The sequence below is a fragment of the Stenotrophomonas sp. pho genome (assembly GCF_006228405.1).
GTDB lineage: Bacteria > Pseudomonadota > Gammaproteobacteria > Xanthomonadales > Xanthomonadaceae > Stenotrophomonas > Stenotrophomonas sepilia.
In genome coordinates, this window is record NZ_CP029759.1 from 2,185,566 (window position 1) to 2,202,513 (window position 16,948).

General features: G+C 61.8%; 21 protein-coding genes and 1 pseudogene. 11 read left to right on the forward strand and 11 right to left on the reverse strand.

Going from position 1 to position 16,948, the window contains the following annotated elements; all coding sequences use genetic code 11:
• Positions 1-643: 643 nt before the first annotated feature.
• The 8 genes from DL544_RS10250 to DL544_RS10275 all read right to left on the reverse strand — a co-directional run bounded on the left by DL544_RS10250 (position 644) and on the right by DL544_RS10275 (position 3,357).
• Positions 644-913 (reverse strand): hypothetical protein, encoded by a 270-nt coding sequence (locus DL544_RS10250; RefSeq protein WP_139727086.1) that lies wholly within the window; start codon positions 911-913, stop codon positions 644-646.
• 9 nt (positions 914-922) lie between these two features.
• Positions 923-1,060, reverse strand: a complete 138-nt coding sequence (locus tag DL544_RS21270) for a hypothetical protein (RefSeq protein ID WP_176556918.1) — start codon at positions 1,058-1,060, stop codon at positions 923-925.
• Positions 1,061-1,110: 50 nt separating this feature from the next.
• The gene (locus tag DL544_RS10255; RefSeq protein ID WP_049396927.1) at positions 1,111-1,245 is read right to left on the reverse strand and encodes a hypothetical protein; all 135 of its coding nucleotides are present in this window, start codon (positions 1,243-1,245) and stop codon (positions 1,111-1,113) included.
• 46 nt (positions 1,246-1,291) lie between these two features.
• Complete coding sequence (locus DL544_RS21810) at positions 1,292-1,414, reverse strand: hypothetical protein (RefSeq protein ID WP_255313110.1); 123 nt, start codon at positions 1,412-1,414, stop codon at positions 1,292-1,294.
• A 137-nt stretch (positions 1,415-1,551) separates the two neighbouring features.
• Positions 1,552-1,854: a single-stranded DNA-binding protein gene (locus tag DL544_RS10265; RefSeq protein ID WP_088375548.1), complete on the reverse strand. Its 303-nt coding sequence runs from the start codon at positions 1,852-1,854 to the stop codon at positions 1,552-1,554.
• Between the two features lie 6 nt (positions 1,855-1,860).
• Positions 1,861-2,967, reverse strand: a complete 1,107-nt coding sequence (locus DL544_RS10270) for a replication initiation factor domain-containing protein (protein ID WP_139727087.1) — start codon at positions 2,965-2,967, stop codon at positions 1,861-1,863.
• Positions 2,957-3,133: a hypothetical protein gene (locus tag DL544_RS21275; protein WP_176422332.1), complete on the reverse strand. Its 177-nt coding sequence runs from the start codon at positions 3,131-3,133 to the stop codon at positions 2,957-2,959. The genes DL544_RS10270 and DL544_RS21275 overlap by 11 nt, the downstream gene beginning before the upstream one ends.
• Positions 3,130-3,357 (reverse strand): hypothetical protein, encoded by a 228-nt coding sequence (locus DL544_RS10275; protein WP_139727088.1) that lies wholly within the window; start codon positions 3,355-3,357, stop codon positions 3,130-3,132. Before DL544_RS10275 ends, DL544_RS21275 begins: the two co-directional genes overlap by 4 nt.
• 160 nt (positions 3,358-3,517) lie before the next feature.
• Between DL544_RS10275 and DL544_RS10280 the strand changes: the two genes are divergently transcribed.
• On the forward strand, positions 3,518-3,895 hold the full coding sequence (locus tag DL544_RS10280; protein WP_139727089.1) for a DUF3693 domain-containing protein: 378 nt from the start codon (positions 3,518-3,520) through the stop codon (positions 3,893-3,895).
• 291 nt (positions 3,896-4,186) lie between these two features.
• Positions 4,187-4,369 (forward strand): annotated as a pseudogene (locus tag DL544_RS22395) (hypothetical protein); the annotation flags it as partial.
• A 575-nt stretch (positions 4,370-4,944) separates the two neighbouring features.
• On the opposite strand, the gene DL544_RS10295 reads toward DL544_RS22395, so the two are convergent.
• The 3 genes from DL544_RS10295 to merR all read right to left on the reverse strand — a co-directional run bounded on the left by DL544_RS10295 (position 4,945) and on the right by merR (position 8,346).
• Positions 4,945-5,400 carry a hypothetical protein gene (locus DL544_RS10295; protein ID WP_139727090.1) on the reverse strand — a complete coding sequence of 152 codons (456 nt, stop codon included), beginning with the start codon at positions 5,398-5,400 and terminating at the stop codon, positions 4,945-4,947.
• Between the two features lie 1,942 nt (positions 5,401-7,342).
• Complete coding sequence (locus tag DL544_RS10300; RefSeq protein WP_021201824.1) at positions 7,343-7,714, reverse strand: hypothetical protein; 372 nt, start codon at positions 7,712-7,714, stop codon at positions 7,343-7,345.
• Positions 7,715-7,911: 197 nt separating this feature from the next.
• Positions 7,912-8,346, reverse strand: a complete 435-nt coding sequence (gene merR, locus DL544_RS10305; protein WP_005413387.1) for an Hg(II)-responsive transcriptional regulator — start codon at positions 8,344-8,346, stop codon at positions 7,912-7,914.
• A gap of 71 nt (positions 8,347-8,417) precedes the next feature.
• On the opposite strand from merR, the gene merT reads away from it, so the two are divergent.
• The 9 genes from merT to DL544_RS10350 all read left to right on the forward strand — a co-directional run bounded on the left by merT (position 8,418) and on the right by DL544_RS10350 (position 16,639).
• Positions 8,418-8,768 (forward strand): mercuric ion transporter MerT, encoded by a 351-nt coding sequence (merT, locus tag DL544_RS10310; protein WP_003131974.1) that lies wholly within the window; start codon positions 8,418-8,420, stop codon positions 8,766-8,768.
• 12 nt (positions 8,769-8,780) lie between these two features.
• A complete protein-coding gene (gene merP, locus DL544_RS10315) occupies positions 8,781-9,056 on the forward strand; it encodes a mercury resistance system periplasmic binding protein MerP (protein ID WP_003131987.1) in 276 nt (91 codons plus the stop codon).
• Between the two features lie 71 nt (positions 9,057-9,127).
• Positions 9,128-10,813: a mercury(II) reductase gene (gene merA / locus DL544_RS10320; protein ID WP_139727091.1), complete on the forward strand. Its 1,686-nt coding sequence runs from the start codon at positions 9,128-9,130 to the stop codon at positions 10,811-10,813.
• Positions 10,814-10,830: 17 nt separating this feature from the next.
• Positions 10,831-11,196, forward strand: a complete 366-nt coding sequence (gene merD, locus DL544_RS10325; RefSeq protein ID WP_000995360.1) for a mercury resistance co-regulator MerD — start codon at positions 10,831-10,833, stop codon at positions 11,194-11,196.
• The gene (merE, locus tag DL544_RS10330) at positions 11,193-11,429 is read left to right on the forward strand and encodes a broad-spectrum mercury transporter MerE (protein WP_003132004.1); all 237 of its coding nucleotides are present in this window, start codon (positions 11,193-11,195) and stop codon (positions 11,427-11,429) included. The genes merD and merE overlap by 4 nt, the downstream gene beginning before the upstream one ends.
• Positions 11,426-12,415, forward strand: a complete 990-nt coding sequence (locus DL544_RS10335; protein WP_003132006.1) for a DUF3330 domain-containing protein — start codon at positions 11,426-11,428, stop codon at positions 12,413-12,415. The genes merE and DL544_RS10335 overlap by 4 nt, the downstream gene beginning before the upstream one ends.
• Before the next feature lie 175 nt (positions 12,416-12,590).
• Positions 12,591-13,151 carry a recombinase family protein gene (locus DL544_RS10340; protein WP_010921730.1) on the forward strand — a complete coding sequence of 187 codons (561 nt, stop codon included), beginning with the start codon at positions 12,591-12,593 and terminating at the stop codon, positions 13,149-13,151.
• 3 nt (positions 13,152-13,154) lie between these two features.
• The gene (locus tag DL544_RS10345; RefSeq protein WP_005413400.1) at positions 13,155-16,121 is read left to right on the forward strand and encodes a Tn3-like element TnAs1 family transposase; all 2,967 of its coding nucleotides are present in this window, start codon (positions 13,155-13,157) and stop codon (positions 16,119-16,121) included.
• 257 nt (positions 16,122-16,378) lie between these two features.
• Positions 16,379-16,639, forward strand: coding sequence for a hypothetical protein (locus tag DL544_RS10350; protein ID WP_049401600.1), 261 nt, complete (start codon positions 16,379-16,381; stop codon positions 16,637-16,639).
• Positions 16,640-16,948 lie beyond the last annotated feature (309 nt).

The following is a 16,948-nucleotide window of genomic DNA, read 5'->3' on the forward strand; positions in this document are numbered from 1 at the left end:
CGCCGTCGCCACCCCCGCCGTCACCTCCACCATCGCCACCCCCGTCACCGCCGCCGTCACCTGGGCCGGTTCCGCCTCCATCTCCCCCGCCTTCACCCGGGTCGGGCGTAGTAGGCGCAGGGTGATCGTCTGTCGTGCAGGTGGCACCGGTGGGAGAGAAGAGGCGTCCGGTTGGCGACTGTGCATAGAGCGAGCCACTGTATGCGCAACCATCGCTGCAAACGCTGTCGAGGCCGGTGCTACCGCCCCCTTCCAACTGGTTTCCTCAGGTCGCGCGGAGCACACGCCGCTGTAGTAGAACGACTCCACCGCAATCTGGCGGTAGTTGACGCATTCGGCGCCCGTAATGCCACCGACAAAGGTGGTAGGTCCAGATGCAAGCACACAAGCTGCATAGCCAGGGCGACCCGCCGCCTGTCGTTGCGAGTAGGCCATTGCCGCAGCGTAGGCCTTACCTTGATCGCATTCTGACTCAGATCGGCACGGCTCAGCAGCACGGACGCCCATGGGGATCCAGTAGCTGCCTAGCAGTACTGCTATCAGCAGTATCAGGCGTGTCACTGGCTGGCCTCATTGAATGCCAGGGCGACCGCATGACCAGCAAGACCGCCAATGAACGCAAAGACCATGCACACAAGCATCGTCACTCCTCCCTTTCCGGTGCGCCGCAGAAGACGCACTCGCCGCCGTCATAGTCATGGCCAGTGTCAGCGCACACGGCCTCTTCAACCTCTCCCGCCTCATCGTCAGCGTGTTCGTCCGCGTCCTGTTCCTCGCGGTCCTCAAAGAAGCCTGCGATCTTGTCGACACACCATCGCCCGAACCAAGGGAGCGCCATCAACGTGCCGGCACTAACAATTGCTGCCACCACCTGTGCGACGGATAGCCCGAGGAACACCCCACTGAAGTCCATCACCCACCCCTAGTAGTCGATGACGGCGCGGCACTCCATGCACCACAGGTTGCCGTCGTCCAACACGGTCACGTCATCGCCACCACACTCAGGGCACCAATCGTCCTGGCACTCATCGGCGCTCACGTCATCGGGCTGTGTCTGCATAGGAATCGGGGCCGGTTTCCCAGCCCCTCCCCGTCACAATTCTCCCGCGATCAGCGGAAGAAGGTGGCGACCTTGTTGGTCGCCCAGCGGGCGAAGCCCGGGGATGCCTTGATGGCACCTGCGCTGATGATTGCGCTGACTGCGCTGGCGGCTGCGAGGCCGGTCAGAATGTCGCCGAAGTCCATTGCACTGCTCCTTTGTTGTGCGCGTTGTGCGCGTTAGATGGGGTGGTCAATCCCGCTCTGTACTGACCGACTTCACGACGGCGCCCACGATGTAGCCCAGCACGTTCAGTGCGAGCACCAGCGTGAACACCCCGAGAACCAACCAGTGGCCACTTCCGGTTCGGGCCACTGGAATAGATCGATGAGGATTGAGGCCTGTGCGTGTTCTGCCGCCGACACAAGCACGTACCCACCACACTGCGATGCAGGCTCCCCGGTGGGTACAAGCGTCCCCTCAGCTGTCAGAGACACGCACACGGCCATGGCTTAAGCCTGAGCAGCCGGGCGCACGGGCGCCTTCGACAGCGGGCGCAGCACGGTGAACTTGCTCAGCGAGGCCACGCCCTTGTTGATCTGGAGCATGGACTCGACATCGAACTCGTAATCGCCGGGCGGGTAGCCGGGCTGGCCGTCCTGGAGGCGGACGTCATACGGGTAAGCGAAGCCATCCGATTCAAGGCGTGCCTTCTGCTTGCGGGTGGTGTAGCTGATCTGCTCACCCTTGTTGCCCTCGAACGTGCCGCCGCGCTCTTCGATTTCGGCTTTCAGGACGGTTACCTTGATGCTCATATGTAGTTACCCCTTTGAGGTTTGCTGTACGGCCGCGATTTCGGGCCAGTGCGCTGCTGTGTCACCTGTGACCCACTTCGGCAGCGATGGCGAAGTGCAGGATTCGATTACCGCCCGCAATGCCTGATCGTCAGGGCAGTTCTTGGCGATGAAATTGAGGGCTGCGCCGTACTGGCGGCGGATGTGGCGGCGTACGCTCTTCCACGTCGCTTCAACGGCGGCTTTCGTGATTTCGATGCGCGTGGCAACACAGCGCAGAAAGGACAGCACCGGATAGGCCCCGAGCAGGTAGGAGGCCGGATCACGCAGGATGTCGAGTGGCAGTTCCTTGCGGTTGGAGTTGCGGAACTGCGCCTCATAGCGCACCCACGGCGAACTCTTGTCGCCTTGTTCCCTGCCCTTCTCGTAGACGCGCAGCTGCTTTTCCGACTTCTTGCCGCCCACATAGAATGTCTTGCCGTCGCCGCTATCGTAGTCGTCCACCAGCTGCGCCTTTGGGCGCTGACCACGGTTATCGAACTCGCCGGCTGCATACCACTTCTGCGCCAGACGCAATGGGTATTCGCCCACCAGATCATCGGCGCACACGTCAACACGGGTGATCCTTCCGGCGCAGCTTTCGAGCTTCGCTCGAAGCTCCAGCCACCGCTGCGCATGGCCGCAGCGCGCTGCGCCTATCACCTTGCATCCATCACCGGTTAGCTCGATGCGGGCGGTATACGTGCCATCGGCGCGGCGGCACTCTTCGCCGCCGAGTTCGATCATGCCGACGAACTTCTTGGCCGCGTCGATGATCTTGATTCGCCACGTGTAGAAGCGACCGCCGCCTGCTGCTTCGTCCAGTTCAAGGCCCAGCCCCGCGAAGAACCAGCAGAACACCTGCAGGGCAGCAATGCGTGCGTTCTCCGGGGAGAACTCGATCCACTGGCGGACCTCTTCGAAGCTGTCGCCATCACGGAACGCGACCTCGTCCAGAGCTGCGCGCAGATCGATGGAAGCGGAGAACCAGTCAATGCCGACCGTCAGGGTTCCATCGGCGTTCCTGAATTCACTGACTCCCCTGTTAGACGAGGGGAGTCCCGACCCGGCCAGCACCGCGCGATCACCGACCATTGGCGCGGCCCTTCCAGAGCTTCCACAGGCGACGGATCGCAAGCCATGACTGCTCAATCACGATTGAAGCTATTGCGCTGCCGAGGCAAGCGACAATCAGCGCAGCGCATGCGAAAAGGCCCATATCGGCCTCCGCAAGTTCGGCGGCAAAGGTATGGATGCTCATGCGACTCGCTCCTGGGCTTCGGCCAGCTCAGCGGCAGCGAGCAGATCACCGCGCTTCGTGGCCGCAATCTCGGCCCGCGCGAGTGCGATGACCTGGGCTTCGCGCAGCTGCTGCGCGGCGGTGTACTCACGCCGGTCGAGCAACCACGAAACGATGCGAGCGCCGCCAATGGACACGGCCACGATGGCGGCCAGCAGCGCGAAGGTAATGAGCGGATCGATCATCCCTGTTCCCCTACCCCAAGCCCCAAGGAAACCCGCCAGCGGCCTTGGGGTGCCGGTGGCGGGACCGCCTACATCCGTAGGCGATGGGGGCTTTATACGCGCCTACATCCGTAGGCGTCAACACCTGTAGGCTACACCCGTACACGAACCCGAGGCGGCTATGGACTGGAATGACTTCTTTGAGCGGACCCGCGTAGCGGCCAAGGTCGAGAGCTATTCAAAGCTGGCGCCGCTGCTGGGGATTACGGATGGCGCAATCGGCCACTACCGCATGGGCAGGCGTGTGCCACAGGTGTGGGTGGTGGCGGATGCGCTCCGTATCCAAGGGCATCCGGAGCCTGAAAAGCAGGCGATTGAGATCATGAAGCGTGCGGCGCTTACTTCGCCGGAACGCACTTTCTGGAAGCGCTTAGCGGCGACCGCGATGGCCTTGTGCTTGGCTGTTGGCTTTGCCCTGCCCCACAAGGCTCAGGCTGCGGTAACGGGCTTCGATAACGGCCACGTTGTATACATTATGCGAAAAAGTGGTAGTTATTGAGGTGTTGCGTTGAGAAGACCTTCTAGGCCTACTTGACCGCAACAGTGACGTGATAAATGGTACAAATCATGTGACTGCCACAACGGAAACGCCCCAGATCCCACAGCTGTCCGCCCGTATTTCCCCACAAGGACGCCCGCGATTTCCAGATCTCCCCAAAGATGCCCTTGATTCCTGGATCCGCACCTAAGACGCCCTCGATTTCTGGCTCCACATCCAGCTCGCCCTTGAGTTCCCAACTGCGCACCTGATCGGTCAGAGCTTGTCGCCTGCACTTCCCAGTTCCGCCAGTCGCGACATTGGTCGCAAGAACAATTAGACGAGATCTCGGGCCTGAACGTGCGAACAGTTCAGCGGGTTGAGCAGGACTACAACACCGCGACTTCCCTGGGTGACGCGCCACGCCCCGCTCCACCTGCTCAAGCGCGTCGCTCGCCCCCTGACCAAGCTTTGACCTTAACTGGGCGTCGGTGACTCCCTCCCGTTCTGGTCGGCATCTGGGCCTTGTAGCGGCTCAAGCGCTGAGCTATAACGCCTTAGCCAGTCGCTATAAAGCGCCGGTGTTGTGCCCGCATAGCCAATAGGCTCCGGGTGCCCGAGGTCCACCCAATGGGGGCACGGGAATCCTTCGATTCCGGAGCCATCCATGACCGCCAAACGCCGCAGATCCCTTCGCACTTCTGCCTTCTACGCCCAATCGGGCCGTTGCTTCTATTGCGGCCTGCCGATGTGGCTCACTGCACCCTCAGAGCTCGGGCTGAAGGCCAGTAAGGCCCGAGCCTTTCAATGCACCGCCGAGCACCTGGTGGCCCAACAGGACGGGGCAGAGACGTGTCCGGGAACGTGGTGGCCGCGCATAGCCGGTGCAACCAGGGCAGGCACCAGCGGAAGGGACCAGCCCCTTCCGCTGAAGCGTTCCGGGCGCTGGTTCAGACGCGGCTGGCAATGGGGAGATGGTGGTCCCGACTGCCATCAGGGATTGCACGTGCTTCCGTATGGCCAATTGAATTGAATCTTTGCAAGGAATCGGCAGCTGCTTGCCTGATTCGCTAGTCCACACTAGTGGCGCCCGATTGCGGTGCTAGAACGGCGAGTCTGCTGCGAAATGGTCGCGCATTGGGCCTAACAAGGTCTGCGACCCTGTCAACACGTCCGAGAATTCCACCTGTCGCCACCTTCTCGTTCCAATATCGTTCCATCCACTCGGCTTTATCCAGGATCTTACCCGGAGCGCCTAGCAGCCTCTTGGCGATGAAATGCCGGATGAGAGCGGCCTGGCTATCGAGAATCACGACGCCCGCCCTTGGATTAGAGTCATAAGCGCTGTACGAGATCAGATAGTGGACATAGTGGCGGTCTGGCTCTTCGTCATCCCACGTCAACAGGTTGCTTAACCCCGCAGCGCGAGCATCCGATCGCACCTCTTCGCTCACGAGCACCATGGGATTGCGTGCTTCCTTACATTCCATGCGATAGGCGTCCAGCATCGCCGGTCCGAAGATCATCTGAGAATCATGATGAATGCTTCTCGATGAAGGCGACGTACTTATCTTGGTAGAGCATGAAGAACTCCTTAGATGGTCGTGCCCATGGTGCCGAGGGCGGTTCCATTTGACCAGCGGGTGCGGGGCACGTCATAGGCCATGGAGCAATGTCAGCGACCTGGCTCGCGCACTAGTCTCGCAGAGGCTTGTTACGGCGCATCTTCGCATCGGATAGAAGCGAGCGAACGAGAGAGTTGAAGTCCATCCTGGCCCTAAAAGTTTCCTTCACCCTTGGTTAAACGAATGTCCGCTTTCGGTCAGAAGCGGACCAAAGTAGCCGGTGCTCTTCGCAGCCCGTACGCGACTTGGAGTCATATCATCAATCTGTATCAGGGCTCAGACCTAAGTGCCTGATGGTCCAATTCAGCGACACTATCCAGCTTCGGCGTCATCGCACACTTCGGGATACAGCCAGCGCGATCCGCTTATGGAACCAAACCGCACTGTGCCTTACTCTTAAGGAACATTGCCAACGGCAACCTTCGGCAATTGAATTTAGAGAATCCGGGCGGTTCATCCCGCGCGGCCCGTTAATGTCTACAGCTGTGGAGTTGTGAATGGCAGAAGATCAAGGTGGTGAAGAGGTAATTAGGGAGATAGGGAAGGCGCTAGCCCTTGCGTCTGAGCTTGATCCACAAATTGTTAGATCGCTTCGCTCCGCGATTGTTCAGGCGATGTCTGATTACGAGGACGACACGAATGCACAAGCTGCAGCCGCACTTGCGGCGGTTCTCGATTTTAGACCTGTGACGACCCAAGACGCCCTCTCGCAAACCTTGGGTGAGATCGGGAAGCTGGTCCAAGGTCTCACCGGACTGGAGGACGTTCATTACACTGTTGAGACACCAGAAGGTCGCCGAGTTCGCTCAATCCGGTCACATCTACCAACTGTATCACCCCAGCGTTTGACGGATCACGAGCAGGCAGATCTTGAGGCCTATATCGCTCGATATCTGCCACCGGACGACCCTCGCGAGGAACACGCGCCACGAGGACCGCGACTGTGACGATCAGTAAGTTAGCAATCCTCAACGCTGTGAAAGCAGCCATTTCGCGTGCTAAGGCGAGCGGGTCTCCCTACGCGCAAGGAAAGGCTTACGAACTTCGGGTGCTGCTTAGGCTTCTGCGAATCATCGATAGTGCGGGCTACAAGCTCACGTGTACCCCCAAGATGGCAGGCGTCCTGACGTTTGGAGGATCTCCATGCAAAGCAAACCATCCGGATCACGATTACATCAGTGGATCTACGTCTACTGAGAAGCTCGAGATTAGGATTTCAGTGCAGGTCACCACACTAAGCCATAGCTGGAAAGGCACGACGGTGGTCAAAGCGGCTGACCGTCACGAGATTGACGTCGGTGTATATCGTCCGATTAAGACCCGTCGCTATCCCGCATTTACGGAGTTACTTCTTGGGGTCTCGTGCAAGACTGGCGGCTGGAACAAGGCGTACGTCCGCGAGGCGCTAGGTATGCGTAGGGAGCTAGGATTCCTCACATCACCTAGGACGAGCTTGACGAGCTCAGCTCCGTGGTTCATCGCAACAGTTCCCTGCGATCCTCCGGTTCCCTTTGCCTTGTACGCGACCAACGCTGGGTCCGCCGTGTATGCGTCGTTGGCAGCTTTGGGGCTCTACGTCGAGCACTACAAGGGGTAGCGGAAACAGGCTTTGGAGTACGGATCAACTCAGGTGTGTCGAGAACGATGCCCGCTTTGGGTCGAAGGCGGATGCCATCACCGGGCCGGTCGCCGCCCAATGTCCGCTTCCGGCCAGAAGCGGACATCCACCCTGCCCTCGATAAACATCCCAAATCCACGGACGACCTTGGTCTGCTTTGGCCTTCTGCCTTAGGGCCAGACCTGAACTTCGATTTCAGCCCCTAGCGTATTTGACTCCCGCGACCTAGATCTCTCCTAGATCCTTGAGCAGGGCTTGCCCCTTCTGCAGAAACCCAACTAGCAGTCGACCTCCTGCTACTTTCCGGCCCAATTGCCCATTGAGGTAGCTGACCTGGAGACGCGCATGGGCCAGCAGATCCACCTGGGCCATGCTAGGGGTCGCGGCCTGGAGCGGTTCGCCCGGCGACGCCATCTGCCCCCCGATCGGCTGGACAACGCAAGGGCGCCGGCTGTCACTCTTCGCATACGCCGTGGCCATCATCCGGCCGTTCTTCAACGACCATCCACCAAGCACCAACTCGGTCCCGAGTTGCTCGATCGGCAATCCCGCTTCGCTAACCGCTTTCTCAAAGTTCGGCCAGAGTTGGTCCACCACCAGCCCTAGCTCGGCAGATAGCTGTTCTATTGTGAAATCTGCGCGGAAGCTGGCCTGCAGTGCAAGCTCGTAGATGCGGAGGAAGGGGGAACCGCAGAATTCGGAAAAAATCGTACGCTAAGCTAACGGTGTTCTCGTGACAGCTCTTTGACTAGGCTTTCTAAGGGGTCGTCTCAGAAAACGGAAAATAAAGCACGCTAAGGCATAGCCGAACCTGCCAAGCTTGCTCCACCCTGTAGTGACGCGATCAGCGGGCAGGAAACGTTCCCCCTTCGCGCATGGCAGGCGCGCACCAACTCAGACAGCACGGCCTCCATGCGCGCCAGGTCAGCCATTTTCTCGCGCACGTCCTTGAGCTTGTGCTCGGCCAGACTGCTGGCTTCCTCGCAATGGGTGCCATCCTCCAGCCGCAGCAGCTCGGCGATCTCATCCAGGCTGAAGCCCAGCCGCTGGGCTGATTTCACGAAGCGCACCCGCGTTACATTCGCCTCGCCATAGCGGCGGATGCTGCCATAGGGCTTGTCAGGCTCCAGCAACAAGCCCTTGCGCTGATAGAAACGGATGGTCTCCACATTGACCCCGGCCGCCTTGGCGAAAACGCCAATGGTCAGGTTCTCCAAATTGTTTTCCATATCGCTTGACTCCGTACATGAGTACGGAAGTAAGGTTACGCTATCCAATTTCAATTCGAAAGGACAAGCGCATGTCTGAACCAAAAACCGGGCGCGGCGCGCTCTTCACTGGAGGGCTTGCCGCCATCCTCGCCTCGGCTTGCTGCCTCGGGCCGTTGGTTCTGATCGCCTTGGGGTTCAGCGGCGCTTGGATCGGCAACTTGGCGGTGTTGGAACCCTATCGCCCCATCTTTATCGGCGTGGCGCTGGTGGCGTTGTTCTTCGCCTGGCGGCGCATCTACCGGCAGGCAGCGGCCTGCAAACCGGGTGAGGTCTGCGCGATTCCCCAAGTGCGAGCTACTTACAAGCTCATTTTCTGGATCGTGGCCGCGCTGGTTCTGGTCGCGCTCGGATTTCCCTACGTCATGCCATTTTTCTACTGATCGGAGTTCACCATGAAGAAACTGTTTGCCTCCCTCGCCCTCGCCGCCGTTGTTGCCCCCGTCTGGGCCGCCACCCAGACCGTCACGCTGTCCGTACCGGGCATGACCTGCTCCGCCTGCCCGATCACTGTCAAGAAGGCGATTTCCAAGGTCGAAGGCGTCAGCAAAGTTGACGTGACTTTCGAGACACGCCAAGCGGTCGTCACCTTCGACGATGCCAAGACCAGCGTGCAGAAGCTGACCAAGGCAACCGCAGACGCGGGCTATCCGTCCAGCGTCAAGCAGTGAGTCACTGAAAACGGCACCGCAGCACAACGGACGTCATTGTCTGGCGCCACAAACGATAAAGGATCTGTTGCATGACCCATCTAAAAATCACCGGCATGACTTGCGACTCGTGCGCGGCGCACGTCAAGGAAGCGCTGGAAAAAGTGCCAGGCGTGCAGTCGGCGCTGGTGTCCTATCCGAAGGGCACAGCGCAACTCGCCATCGTGCCGGGCACATCGCCGGACGCGCTGACTGCCGCCGTGGCCGGACTGGGCTACAAGGCAACGCTAGCCGATGCGCCACTGGCGGACAACCGCGTCGGACTGCTCGACAAGGTGCGGGGATGGATGGCCGCCGCCGAAAAGCACAGTGGCAACGAGCCCCCGGTGCAGGTAGCGGTCATTGGCAGCGGTGGAGCCGCGATGGCGGCGGCGCTGAAGGCCGTCGAGCAAGGCGCGCAGGTCACGCTGATCGAGCGCGGCACCATCGGCGGCACCTGCGTCAATGTCGGCTGTGTGCCGTCCAAGATCATGATCCGCGCCGCCCACATCGCCCATCTGCGCCGGGAAAGCCCGTTCGATGGCGGTATTGCGGCAACTGTGCCTACGATTGACCGCAGTAAGCTGCTGGCCCAGCAGCAGGCCCGCGTCGACGAACTGCGGCACGCCAAGTACGAAGGCATCCTGGGCGGTAATCCGGCCATCACCGTTGTGCACGGTGAGGCGCGCTTCAAGGACGACCAGAGCCTTACCGTCCGTTTGAACGAGGGTGGCGAGCGCGTCGTGATGTTCGACCGCTGCCTGGTCGCCACGGGTGCCAGCCCGGCGGTCCCGCCGATTCCGGGCTTGAAAGAGTCACCCTACTGGACTTCCACCGAGGCCCTGGCGAGCGACACCATTCCCGAACGCCTTGCCGTAATCGGCTCGTCGGTGGTGGCGCTGGAGCTGGCGCAAGCCTTTGCCCGGCTGGGCAGCAAGGTCACGGTCCTGGCGCGCAATACCTTGTTCTTCCGTGAAGACCCGGCCATCGGCGAGGCGGTGACAGCCGCTTTCCGTGCCGAGGGCATCGAGGTGCTGGAGCACACGCAAGCCAGCCAGGTCGCCCATATGGACGGTGAATTCGTGCTGACCACCACGCACGGTGAATTGCGCGCCGACAAACTGCTGGTTGCCACCGGTCGGACACCGAACACGCGCAGCCTCGCGCTGGACGCAGCGGGGGTCACTGTCAATGCGCAAGGTGCCATCGTCATCGACCAAGGCATGCGCACGAGCAACCCGAACATCTACGCGGCCGGCGACTGCACCGACCAGCCGCAGTTCGTCTATGTGGCGGCAGCGGCCGGCACCCGTGCCGCGATCAACATGACCGGCGGCGATGCGGCGCTCGACCTGACCGCAATGCCGGCCGTGGTGTTCACCGATCCGCAAGTGGCGACCGTGGGCTACAGCGAGGCGGAAGCCCACCACGACGGGATCGAGACCGACAGCCGCACCTTGACCTTGGACAACGTGCCGCGTGCGCTCGCCAACTTCGACACACGCGGCTTCATCAAGTTGGTTATCGAGGAAGGCAGCCATCGGCTGATCGGCGTACAGGCGGTCGCGCCGGAAGCGGGTGAACTGATCCAGACGGCGGCTCTGGCCATTCGCAACCGCATGACGGTGCAGGAACTGGCCGACCAGTTGTTCCCCTACCTGACGATGGTCGAGGGGTTGAAGCTCGCGGCGCATACCTTCAACAAGGATGTGAAGCAGCTTTCCTGCTGCGCCGGGTGAGAAAAAGGAGGTGTTCAATGAACGCCTACACGGTGTCCCGGCTGGCTCTTGATGCCGGGGTGAGCGTGCATATCGTGCGCGACTACCTGCTGCGCGGATTGCTGCGCCCGGTGGCGTGCACACCAGGCGGCTACGGCTTGTTCGATGACGCCGCCTTGCAACGGCTGTGCTTCGTGCGGGCGGCCTTCGAGGCGGGCATCGGCCTCGACGCGCTGGCGCGGCTGTGCCGGGCGCTGGATGCGGCGGACGGCGACGAAGCGGCCGCGCAGCTTGCCCTGCTGCGTCAGTTCGTCGAGCGTCGGCGCGAAGCGTTGGCCGATCTGGAAGTGCAGTTGGCCACCCTGCCGACCGAGCCGGCACAGCACGCGGAGAGTCTGCCATGAACAACCCCGAGCGCTTGCCGTCCGAGACGCACAAACCGATCACCGGCTACCTGTGGGGCGGACTGGCTGTGCTGACTTGCCCCTGCCACCTGCCCATCCTCGCTGTCGTGCTGGCCGGCACAACCGCCGGTGCTTTCCTCGGCGAGCATTGGGTCATCGCGGCGCTCGGTTTGACCGGCCTGTTCCTTCTGTCCCTGTCGCGGGCGTTGCGGGCATTCAGGGAAAGAGAATGAGCGCTTTCCGGCCGGATGGATGGACGACGCCGGAACTGGCCCAAGCGGTCGAGCGCGGGCAGCTTGAACTGCACTACCAGCCCGTCGTCGATCTGCGCAGTGGTGGGATTGTCGGCGCGGAAGCCCTGTTGCGCTGGCGTCATCCGACGCTTGGACTATTGCCACCGGGCCAGTTCCTGCCCGTGGTCGAATCGTCCGGCCTGATGCCTGAAATCGGCGCTTGGGTGCTGGGCGAAGCCTGCCGCCAGATGCGTGACTGGCGAATGCTGGCATGGCGACCGTTCCGGCTGGCCGTCAATGTTTCGGCGAGCCAAGTGGGACCGGACTTCGACGGGTGGGTAAAGGGCGTGCTGGCTGATGCCGAGTTGCCCGCCGAGTATCTCGAAATCGAGCTGACCGAATCGGTCGCGTTTGGTGATCCGGCGATCTTCCCCGCCCTGGACGCCTTGCGGCAGATCGGTGTGCGCTTCGCCGCCGATGACTTCGGGACGGGGTATTCCTGTCTGCAACATCTGAAGTGCTGCCCAATCAGCACGCTCAAGATCGACCAATCGTTTGTCGCCGGGCTCGCCAACGACCGCCGCGACCAAACCATCGTGCACACCGTGATTCAGCTTGCGCACGGGCTGGGCATGGATGTGGTGGCTGAAGGCGTGGAAACATCGGCGAGTCTTGATCTATTGCGACAAGCGGACTGCGACACAGGACAAGGCTTCCTGTTCGCGAAGCCAATGCCGGCGGCGGCATTCGCCGTCTTCGTCAGTCAATGGAGGGGTGCCACCATGAATGCAAGTGACTCGACCACCACCAGTTGCTGCGTGTGCTGCAAGGAAATCCCGCTCGATGCCGCCTTCACCCCGGAAGGCGCGGAATACGTCGAGCACTTCTGCGGGTTGGAGTGTTATCAACGCTTCGAAGCGCGTGCCAAGACAGGGAACGAAACCGATGCCGATCCGAACGCCTGCGACTCGCTACCGTCAGATTGAGGCATACCCTAACTGGATGTCAGGCAGGGCCGCGCCGCTTAGTCAGAATAGAGTCATCTTTCGCATTTTTTGACACATGCCTGCGAAGGTCATAGATTTCAGCCTGACAGAAACGGGGTTTGAGGCACAACGGAACAGAAGGAGCACTTAAGCCGCCTTCAACCAAGGAGACATCGTGCAGGGGCACCGCATCGGCTACGTCCGGGTCAGCAGCTTCGACCAGAACCCGGAACGCCAGCTGGAACAGACACAGGTGAGCAAGGTGTTCACCGACAAGGCATCGGGCAAGGACACCCAGCGCCCCCAGCTCGAAGCGCTGCTGAGCTTCGTCCGCGAAGGCGATACAGTGGTGGTGCACAGCATGGACCGGCTGGCCCGCAACCTCGATGACCTGCGTCGCTTGGTACAGAAGCTGACTCAACGCGGCGTGCGCATCGAGTTCCTGAAGGAGGGCCTGGTGTTCACTGGCGAGGACTCGCCGATGGCCAACCTGATGCTGTCGGTGATGGGGGCCTTCGCTGAGTTCGAGCGCGCCCTGATCCGCGAGCGGCAGCGTGAGGGCATCACCTTGGCCAAGCAGCGTGGCGCGTACCGGGGCCGCAAGAAAGCCCTGTCCGATGAGCAGGCTGCTACCCTGCGGCAGCGAGCGACGGCCGGCGAGCCCAAGGCGCAGCTTGCCCGCGAGTTCAACATCAGCCGGGAAACCCTCTACCAGTACCTCCGCACGGACGACTGACACATGCCGCGTCGCTTGATCCTCTCGGCCACGGAGCGGGGCACCCTGCTCGCGTTGCCAGAAAGCCAGGATGACCTGATCCGCTACTACACCTTCAACGACTCCGACCTGTCGCTGATCCGTCAGCGGCGCGGCGACGCCAACCGCCTCGGCTTCGCCGTGCAACTCTGCCTGCTGCGCTACCCCGGCTATGCGTTGGGCACTGACAGCGAGCTGCCCGAACCGGTCATCCTGTGGGTGGCCAAGCAAGTCCAGACCGATCCGGCGAGTTGGACGAAGTACGGCGAGCGCGATGTGACCCGTCGCGAGCACGCCCAGGAACTGCGCACCTACCTTCAACTGGCCCCGTTCGGCCTGTCCGACTTCCGCGCCCTGGTGCGCGAGCTGACCGAACTGGCCCAGCAGACCGACAAGGGCTTGCTGCTGGCCGGCCAGGCGCTGGAGAGCCTGCGGCAGAAGCGACGCATCCTGCCGGCGTTGAGCGTGATCGACCGGGCTTGCTCGGAGGCCATTGCACGGGCCAATCGGCGGGTCTACCGCGCCCTGGTTGAACCGCTCACGGACTCGCATCGGGCCAAGCTGGACGAGCTGTTGAAGCTCAAGGCCGGCAGCAGCATCACCTGGTTGACCTGGCTGCGCCAGGCACCGCTGAAACCCAACTCTCGGCACATGCTTGAGCACATCGAGCGGCTGAAGACATTTCAGCTGGTGGACTTGCCCGAAGTCCTGGGCCGGCACATCCACCAGAACCGCCTGCTCAAGCTGGCCCGCGAGGGTGGGCAGATGACGCCCAAAGACCTCGGCAAGTTCGAGCCGCAGCGGCGCTATGCGACCCTGGCCGCCGTGGTGCTGGAGAGCACTGCAACCGTGATTGATGAGCTGGTGGATCTGCACGACCGCATCCTAGTCAAGCTGTTCAGCGGCGCGAAGCACAAGCATCAGCAGCAGTTCCAGAAGCAGGGCAAGGCGATCAACGACAAGGTGCGCCTGTACTCCAAGATCGGCCAGGCGCTGCTGGAGGCCAAGGAAGCCGGCAGCGACCCCTATGCCGCCATCGAGGCGGTGATCCCCTGGGACGAGTTCACCGAGAGCGTCAGCGAAGCCGAGCTGCTGGCCCGGCCGGAGGGCTTCGACCACCTGCACCTGGTCGGCGAGAACTTCGCCACCCTGCGCCGCTACACGCCGGCTCTGCTGGAGGTATTGGAGCTGCGCGCCGCCCCGGCCGCGCAGGGCGTGCTGGCAGCCGTGCAGACGCTGCGCGAGATGAACGCCGACAACCTGCGCAAGGTGCCGGCCGATGCTCCCACCGCCTTCATCAAGCCGCGCTGGAAGCCACTGGTGATCACCCCGGAAGGCCTCGACCGGCGCTTCTACGAAATCTGCGCCCTGTCCGAGCTGAAGAACGCCCTGCGCTCCGGCGACATCTGGGTCAAGGGCTCGCGGCAGTTCCGCGACTTCGACGACTACCTGCTGCCGGCCGAGAAGTTCGCCGCGCTCAAGCGGGAACAGGCCCTGCCGCTGGCGATCAACCCGAACAGCGACCAGTATCTGGAAGAGCGCTTGCAGCTGCTGGACGAGCAGTTGGCCACTGTCGCCCGCCTGGCCAAGGACAACGAGCTGCCCGATGCCATCCTCACCGAGTCCGGGTTGAAGATCACCCCGCTGGATGCGGCGGTGCCGGATCGGGCGCAGGCGCTGATCGACCAGACCAGTCAGTTACTGCCGCGCATCAAGATCACCGAACTGCTGATGGACGTGGACGACTGGACGGGCTTCAGCCGCCACTTCACCCACCTGAAGGACGGGGCCGAGGCCAAAGACCGGACGTTGCTGCTGTCCGCGATCCTCGGTGATGCGATCAACCTCGGGCTGACCAAGATGGCCGAGTCGAGCCCCGGTCTGACCTACGCCAAGCTGTCCTGGCTGCAAGCCTGGCACATCCGCGACGAGACCTATTCGGCGGCCCTGGCCGAGCTGGTCAACCACCAGTACCAGCATGCCTTCGCCGCCCACTGGGGCGACGGCACCACCTCATCCTCCGATGGCCAGCGTTTCCGGGCTGGCGGCCGGGGCGAGAGCACCAGACACGTCAACCCGAAGTACGGCAGTGAGCCGGGACGGCTGTTCTACACCCATATCTCCGACCAGTACGCGCCGTTCAGCACCCGCGTGGTGAATGTCGGCGTGCGCGATTCCACCTATGTGCTCGACGGCCTGCTGTACCACGAGTCCGACCTGCGGATCGAGGAGCACTACACCGACACGGCCGGCTTCACCGATCACGTCTTCGCCCTGATGCACCTGCTGGGCTTCCGTTTCGCGCCGCGCATCCGCGACCTCGGCGAAACCAAGCTGTACGTGCCGCAGGGCGTGCAGACCTACCCGACGCTGCGGCCGCTGATCGGCGGCACCCTGAACATCAAGCACGTCCGCGCCCATTGGGACGACATCCTGCGCCTGGCCAGCTCGATCAAACAGGGCACCGTCACTGCCTCGCTGATGCTGCGCAAGCTCGGCAGCTATCCGCGCCAGAACGGCCTGGCCGTGGCCCTGCGCGAGCTGGGCCGGATCGAACGCACGCTGTTCATCCTAGACTGGCTGCAAAGTGTTGAGCTGCGCCGCCGCGTGCATGCCGGCCTGAACAAAGGTGAGGCGCGCAACTCGCTGGCCAGGGCGGTGTTCTTCAACCGCCTTGGGGAAATCAGGGATCGGAGCTTCGAGCAGCAGCGCTACCGGGCCAGCGGCCTCAACCTGGTGACGGCGGCTATCGTGCTGTGGAACACGGTGTACCTGGAGCGCGCCACCCAGGGGTTGGTCGAGGCCGGCAAGCCGGTGGACGGCGAGCTGCTGCAATTCCTGTCGCCGCTGGGCTGGGAGCACATCAACCTCACCGGCGATTACGTCTGGCGGCAGAGCCGCAGACTGGAAGACGGGAAGTTTCGGCCCCTACGGATGCCCGGAAAACCTTAGCGTACGATTTTTTCCGAATTCTGCGAGCCCCCCAGGAAGAATTGCGTAGACCCGCGCGCAGCAAGCACTACGTTGTGCTGAGGGATCAGCAGCAGCTTTGCCCCGCGGAATACGCCCCTGTGAGAGCATCCTCTGCCAGGGTATCCGCTGCGACGACGAGGTGGTCACGAGTGAGGAGAACGTTGAGGATGCTCATTGCGGGATCGTCTAGACGTTTGCAGACTATCGCCTTCCCCTCCCCTCCTGTCCAGACTGCTATGGCCTCCGCGATCACACAAATTCTTGGTCGCCCCAATGCTTGCGAGAACGCACTTGAGATACGCCGCGGCTACCTCAAGGCGATGGAAGATGCGCTGCGGGTTTCGCTTCTGATCCACCAAGATCCAAGGCTTCTGTTCGACACGTGGGCCAGACTGCTCCCCTTGATCGCTCAAAGCCACGAGAGTGACGGCAGCCAGCCATTTGCGACCGGGATCGTCCGCTCGCGCGATCATGGATCCCGGCGGTTGGCTGGCTGAGCGTATGGTTGCAATATAGGAAGCAATCGCGCGCGGACCAGAACGCTGTTCATCGCAGACATTCTTAGGGTGCCATTGCAGAGATTTCAGCTTTTGAGGAATAAAATTTCAGTGCAAGACGGTCCATTGCAGAAAAATTTGACTTGCGACTGACGCAACGCAGAAATTGCTGATGCACGGATGATGCAATGCAGAGATTACCGGCTAACAGATGCTGCAGCCCAGCCGGCCAACTGAGGGCTTTGCCCGATGGACGAGCCGTTACTCTTGCCTGCAGATCACGATTCTAGGATGACTTGTGCCTCAATC

Bases quoted from the DNA above. Each gene is read 5' to 3' on its own strand.
- DL544_RS10250 (WP_139727086.1), bottom strand. From the start codon at position 913: ATGGACTTCAGTGGGGTGTTCCTCGGGCTATCCGTCGCACAGGTGGTG.
- DL544_RS21270 (WP_176556918.1), bottom strand. From the start codon at position 1,060: ATGCAGACACAGCCCGATGACGTGAGCGCCGATGAGTGCCAGGACGAT.
- DL544_RS10255 (WP_049396927.1), bottom strand. From the start codon at position 1,245: ATGGACTTCGGCGACATTCTGACCGGCCTCGCAGCCGCCAGCGCAGTC.
- DL544_RS10265 (WP_088375548.1), bottom strand. From the start codon at position 1,854: ATGAGCATCAAGGTAACCGTCCTGAAAGCCGAAATCGAAGAGCGCGGC.
- DL544_RS10270 (WP_139727087.1), bottom strand. From the start codon at position 2,967: ATGGTCGGTGATCGCGCGGTGCTGGCCGGGTCGGGACTCCCCTCGTCT.
- DL544_RS21275 (WP_176422332.1), bottom strand. From the start codon at position 3,133: ATGAGCATCCATACCTTTGCCGCCGAACTTGCGGAGGCCGATATGGGC.
- DL544_RS10275 (WP_139727088.1), bottom strand. From the start codon at position 3,357: ATGATCGATCCGCTCATTACCTTCGCGCTGCTGGCCGCCATCGTGGCC.
- DL544_RS10280 (WP_139727089.1), top strand. From the start codon at position 3,518: ATGGACTGGAATGACTTCTTTGAGCGGACCCGCGTAGCGGCCAAGGTC.
- DL544_RS10295 (WP_139727090.1), bottom strand. From the start codon at position 5,400: ATGATCTTCGGACCGGCGATGCTGGACGCCTATCGCATGGAATGTAAG.
- merR (WP_005413387.1), bottom strand. From the start codon at position 8,346: ATGGAAAACAATTTGGAGAACCTGACCATTGGCGTTTTCGCCAAGGCG.
- merT (WP_003131974.1), top strand. From the start codon at position 8,418: ATGTCTGAACCAAAAACCGGGCGCGGCGCGCTCTTCACTGGAGGGCTT.
- merP (WP_003131987.1), top strand. From the start codon at position 8,781: ATGAAGAAACTGTTTGCCTCCCTCGCCCTCGCCGCCGTTGTTGCCCCC.
- merA (WP_139727091.1), top strand. From the start codon at position 9,128: ATGACCCATCTAAAAATCACCGGCATGACTTGCGACTCGTGCGCGGCG.
- merD (WP_000995360.1), top strand. From the start codon at position 10,831: ATGAACGCCTACACGGTGTCCCGGCTGGCTCTTGATGCCGGGGTGAGC.
- merE (WP_003132004.1), top strand. From the start codon at position 11,193: ATGAACAACCCCGAGCGCTTGCCGTCCGAGACGCACAAACCGATCACC.
- DL544_RS10335 (WP_003132006.1), top strand. From the start codon at position 11,426: ATGAGCGCTTTCCGGCCGGATGGATGGACGACGCCGGAACTGGCCCAA.
- DL544_RS10345 (WP_005413400.1), top strand. From the start codon at position 13,155: ATGCCGCGTCGCTTGATCCTCTCGGCCACGGAGCGGGGCACCCTGCTC.
- DL544_RS10350 (WP_049401600.1), top strand. From the start codon at position 16,379: ATGGCCTCCGCGATCACACAAATTCTTGGTCGCCCCAATGCTTGCGAG.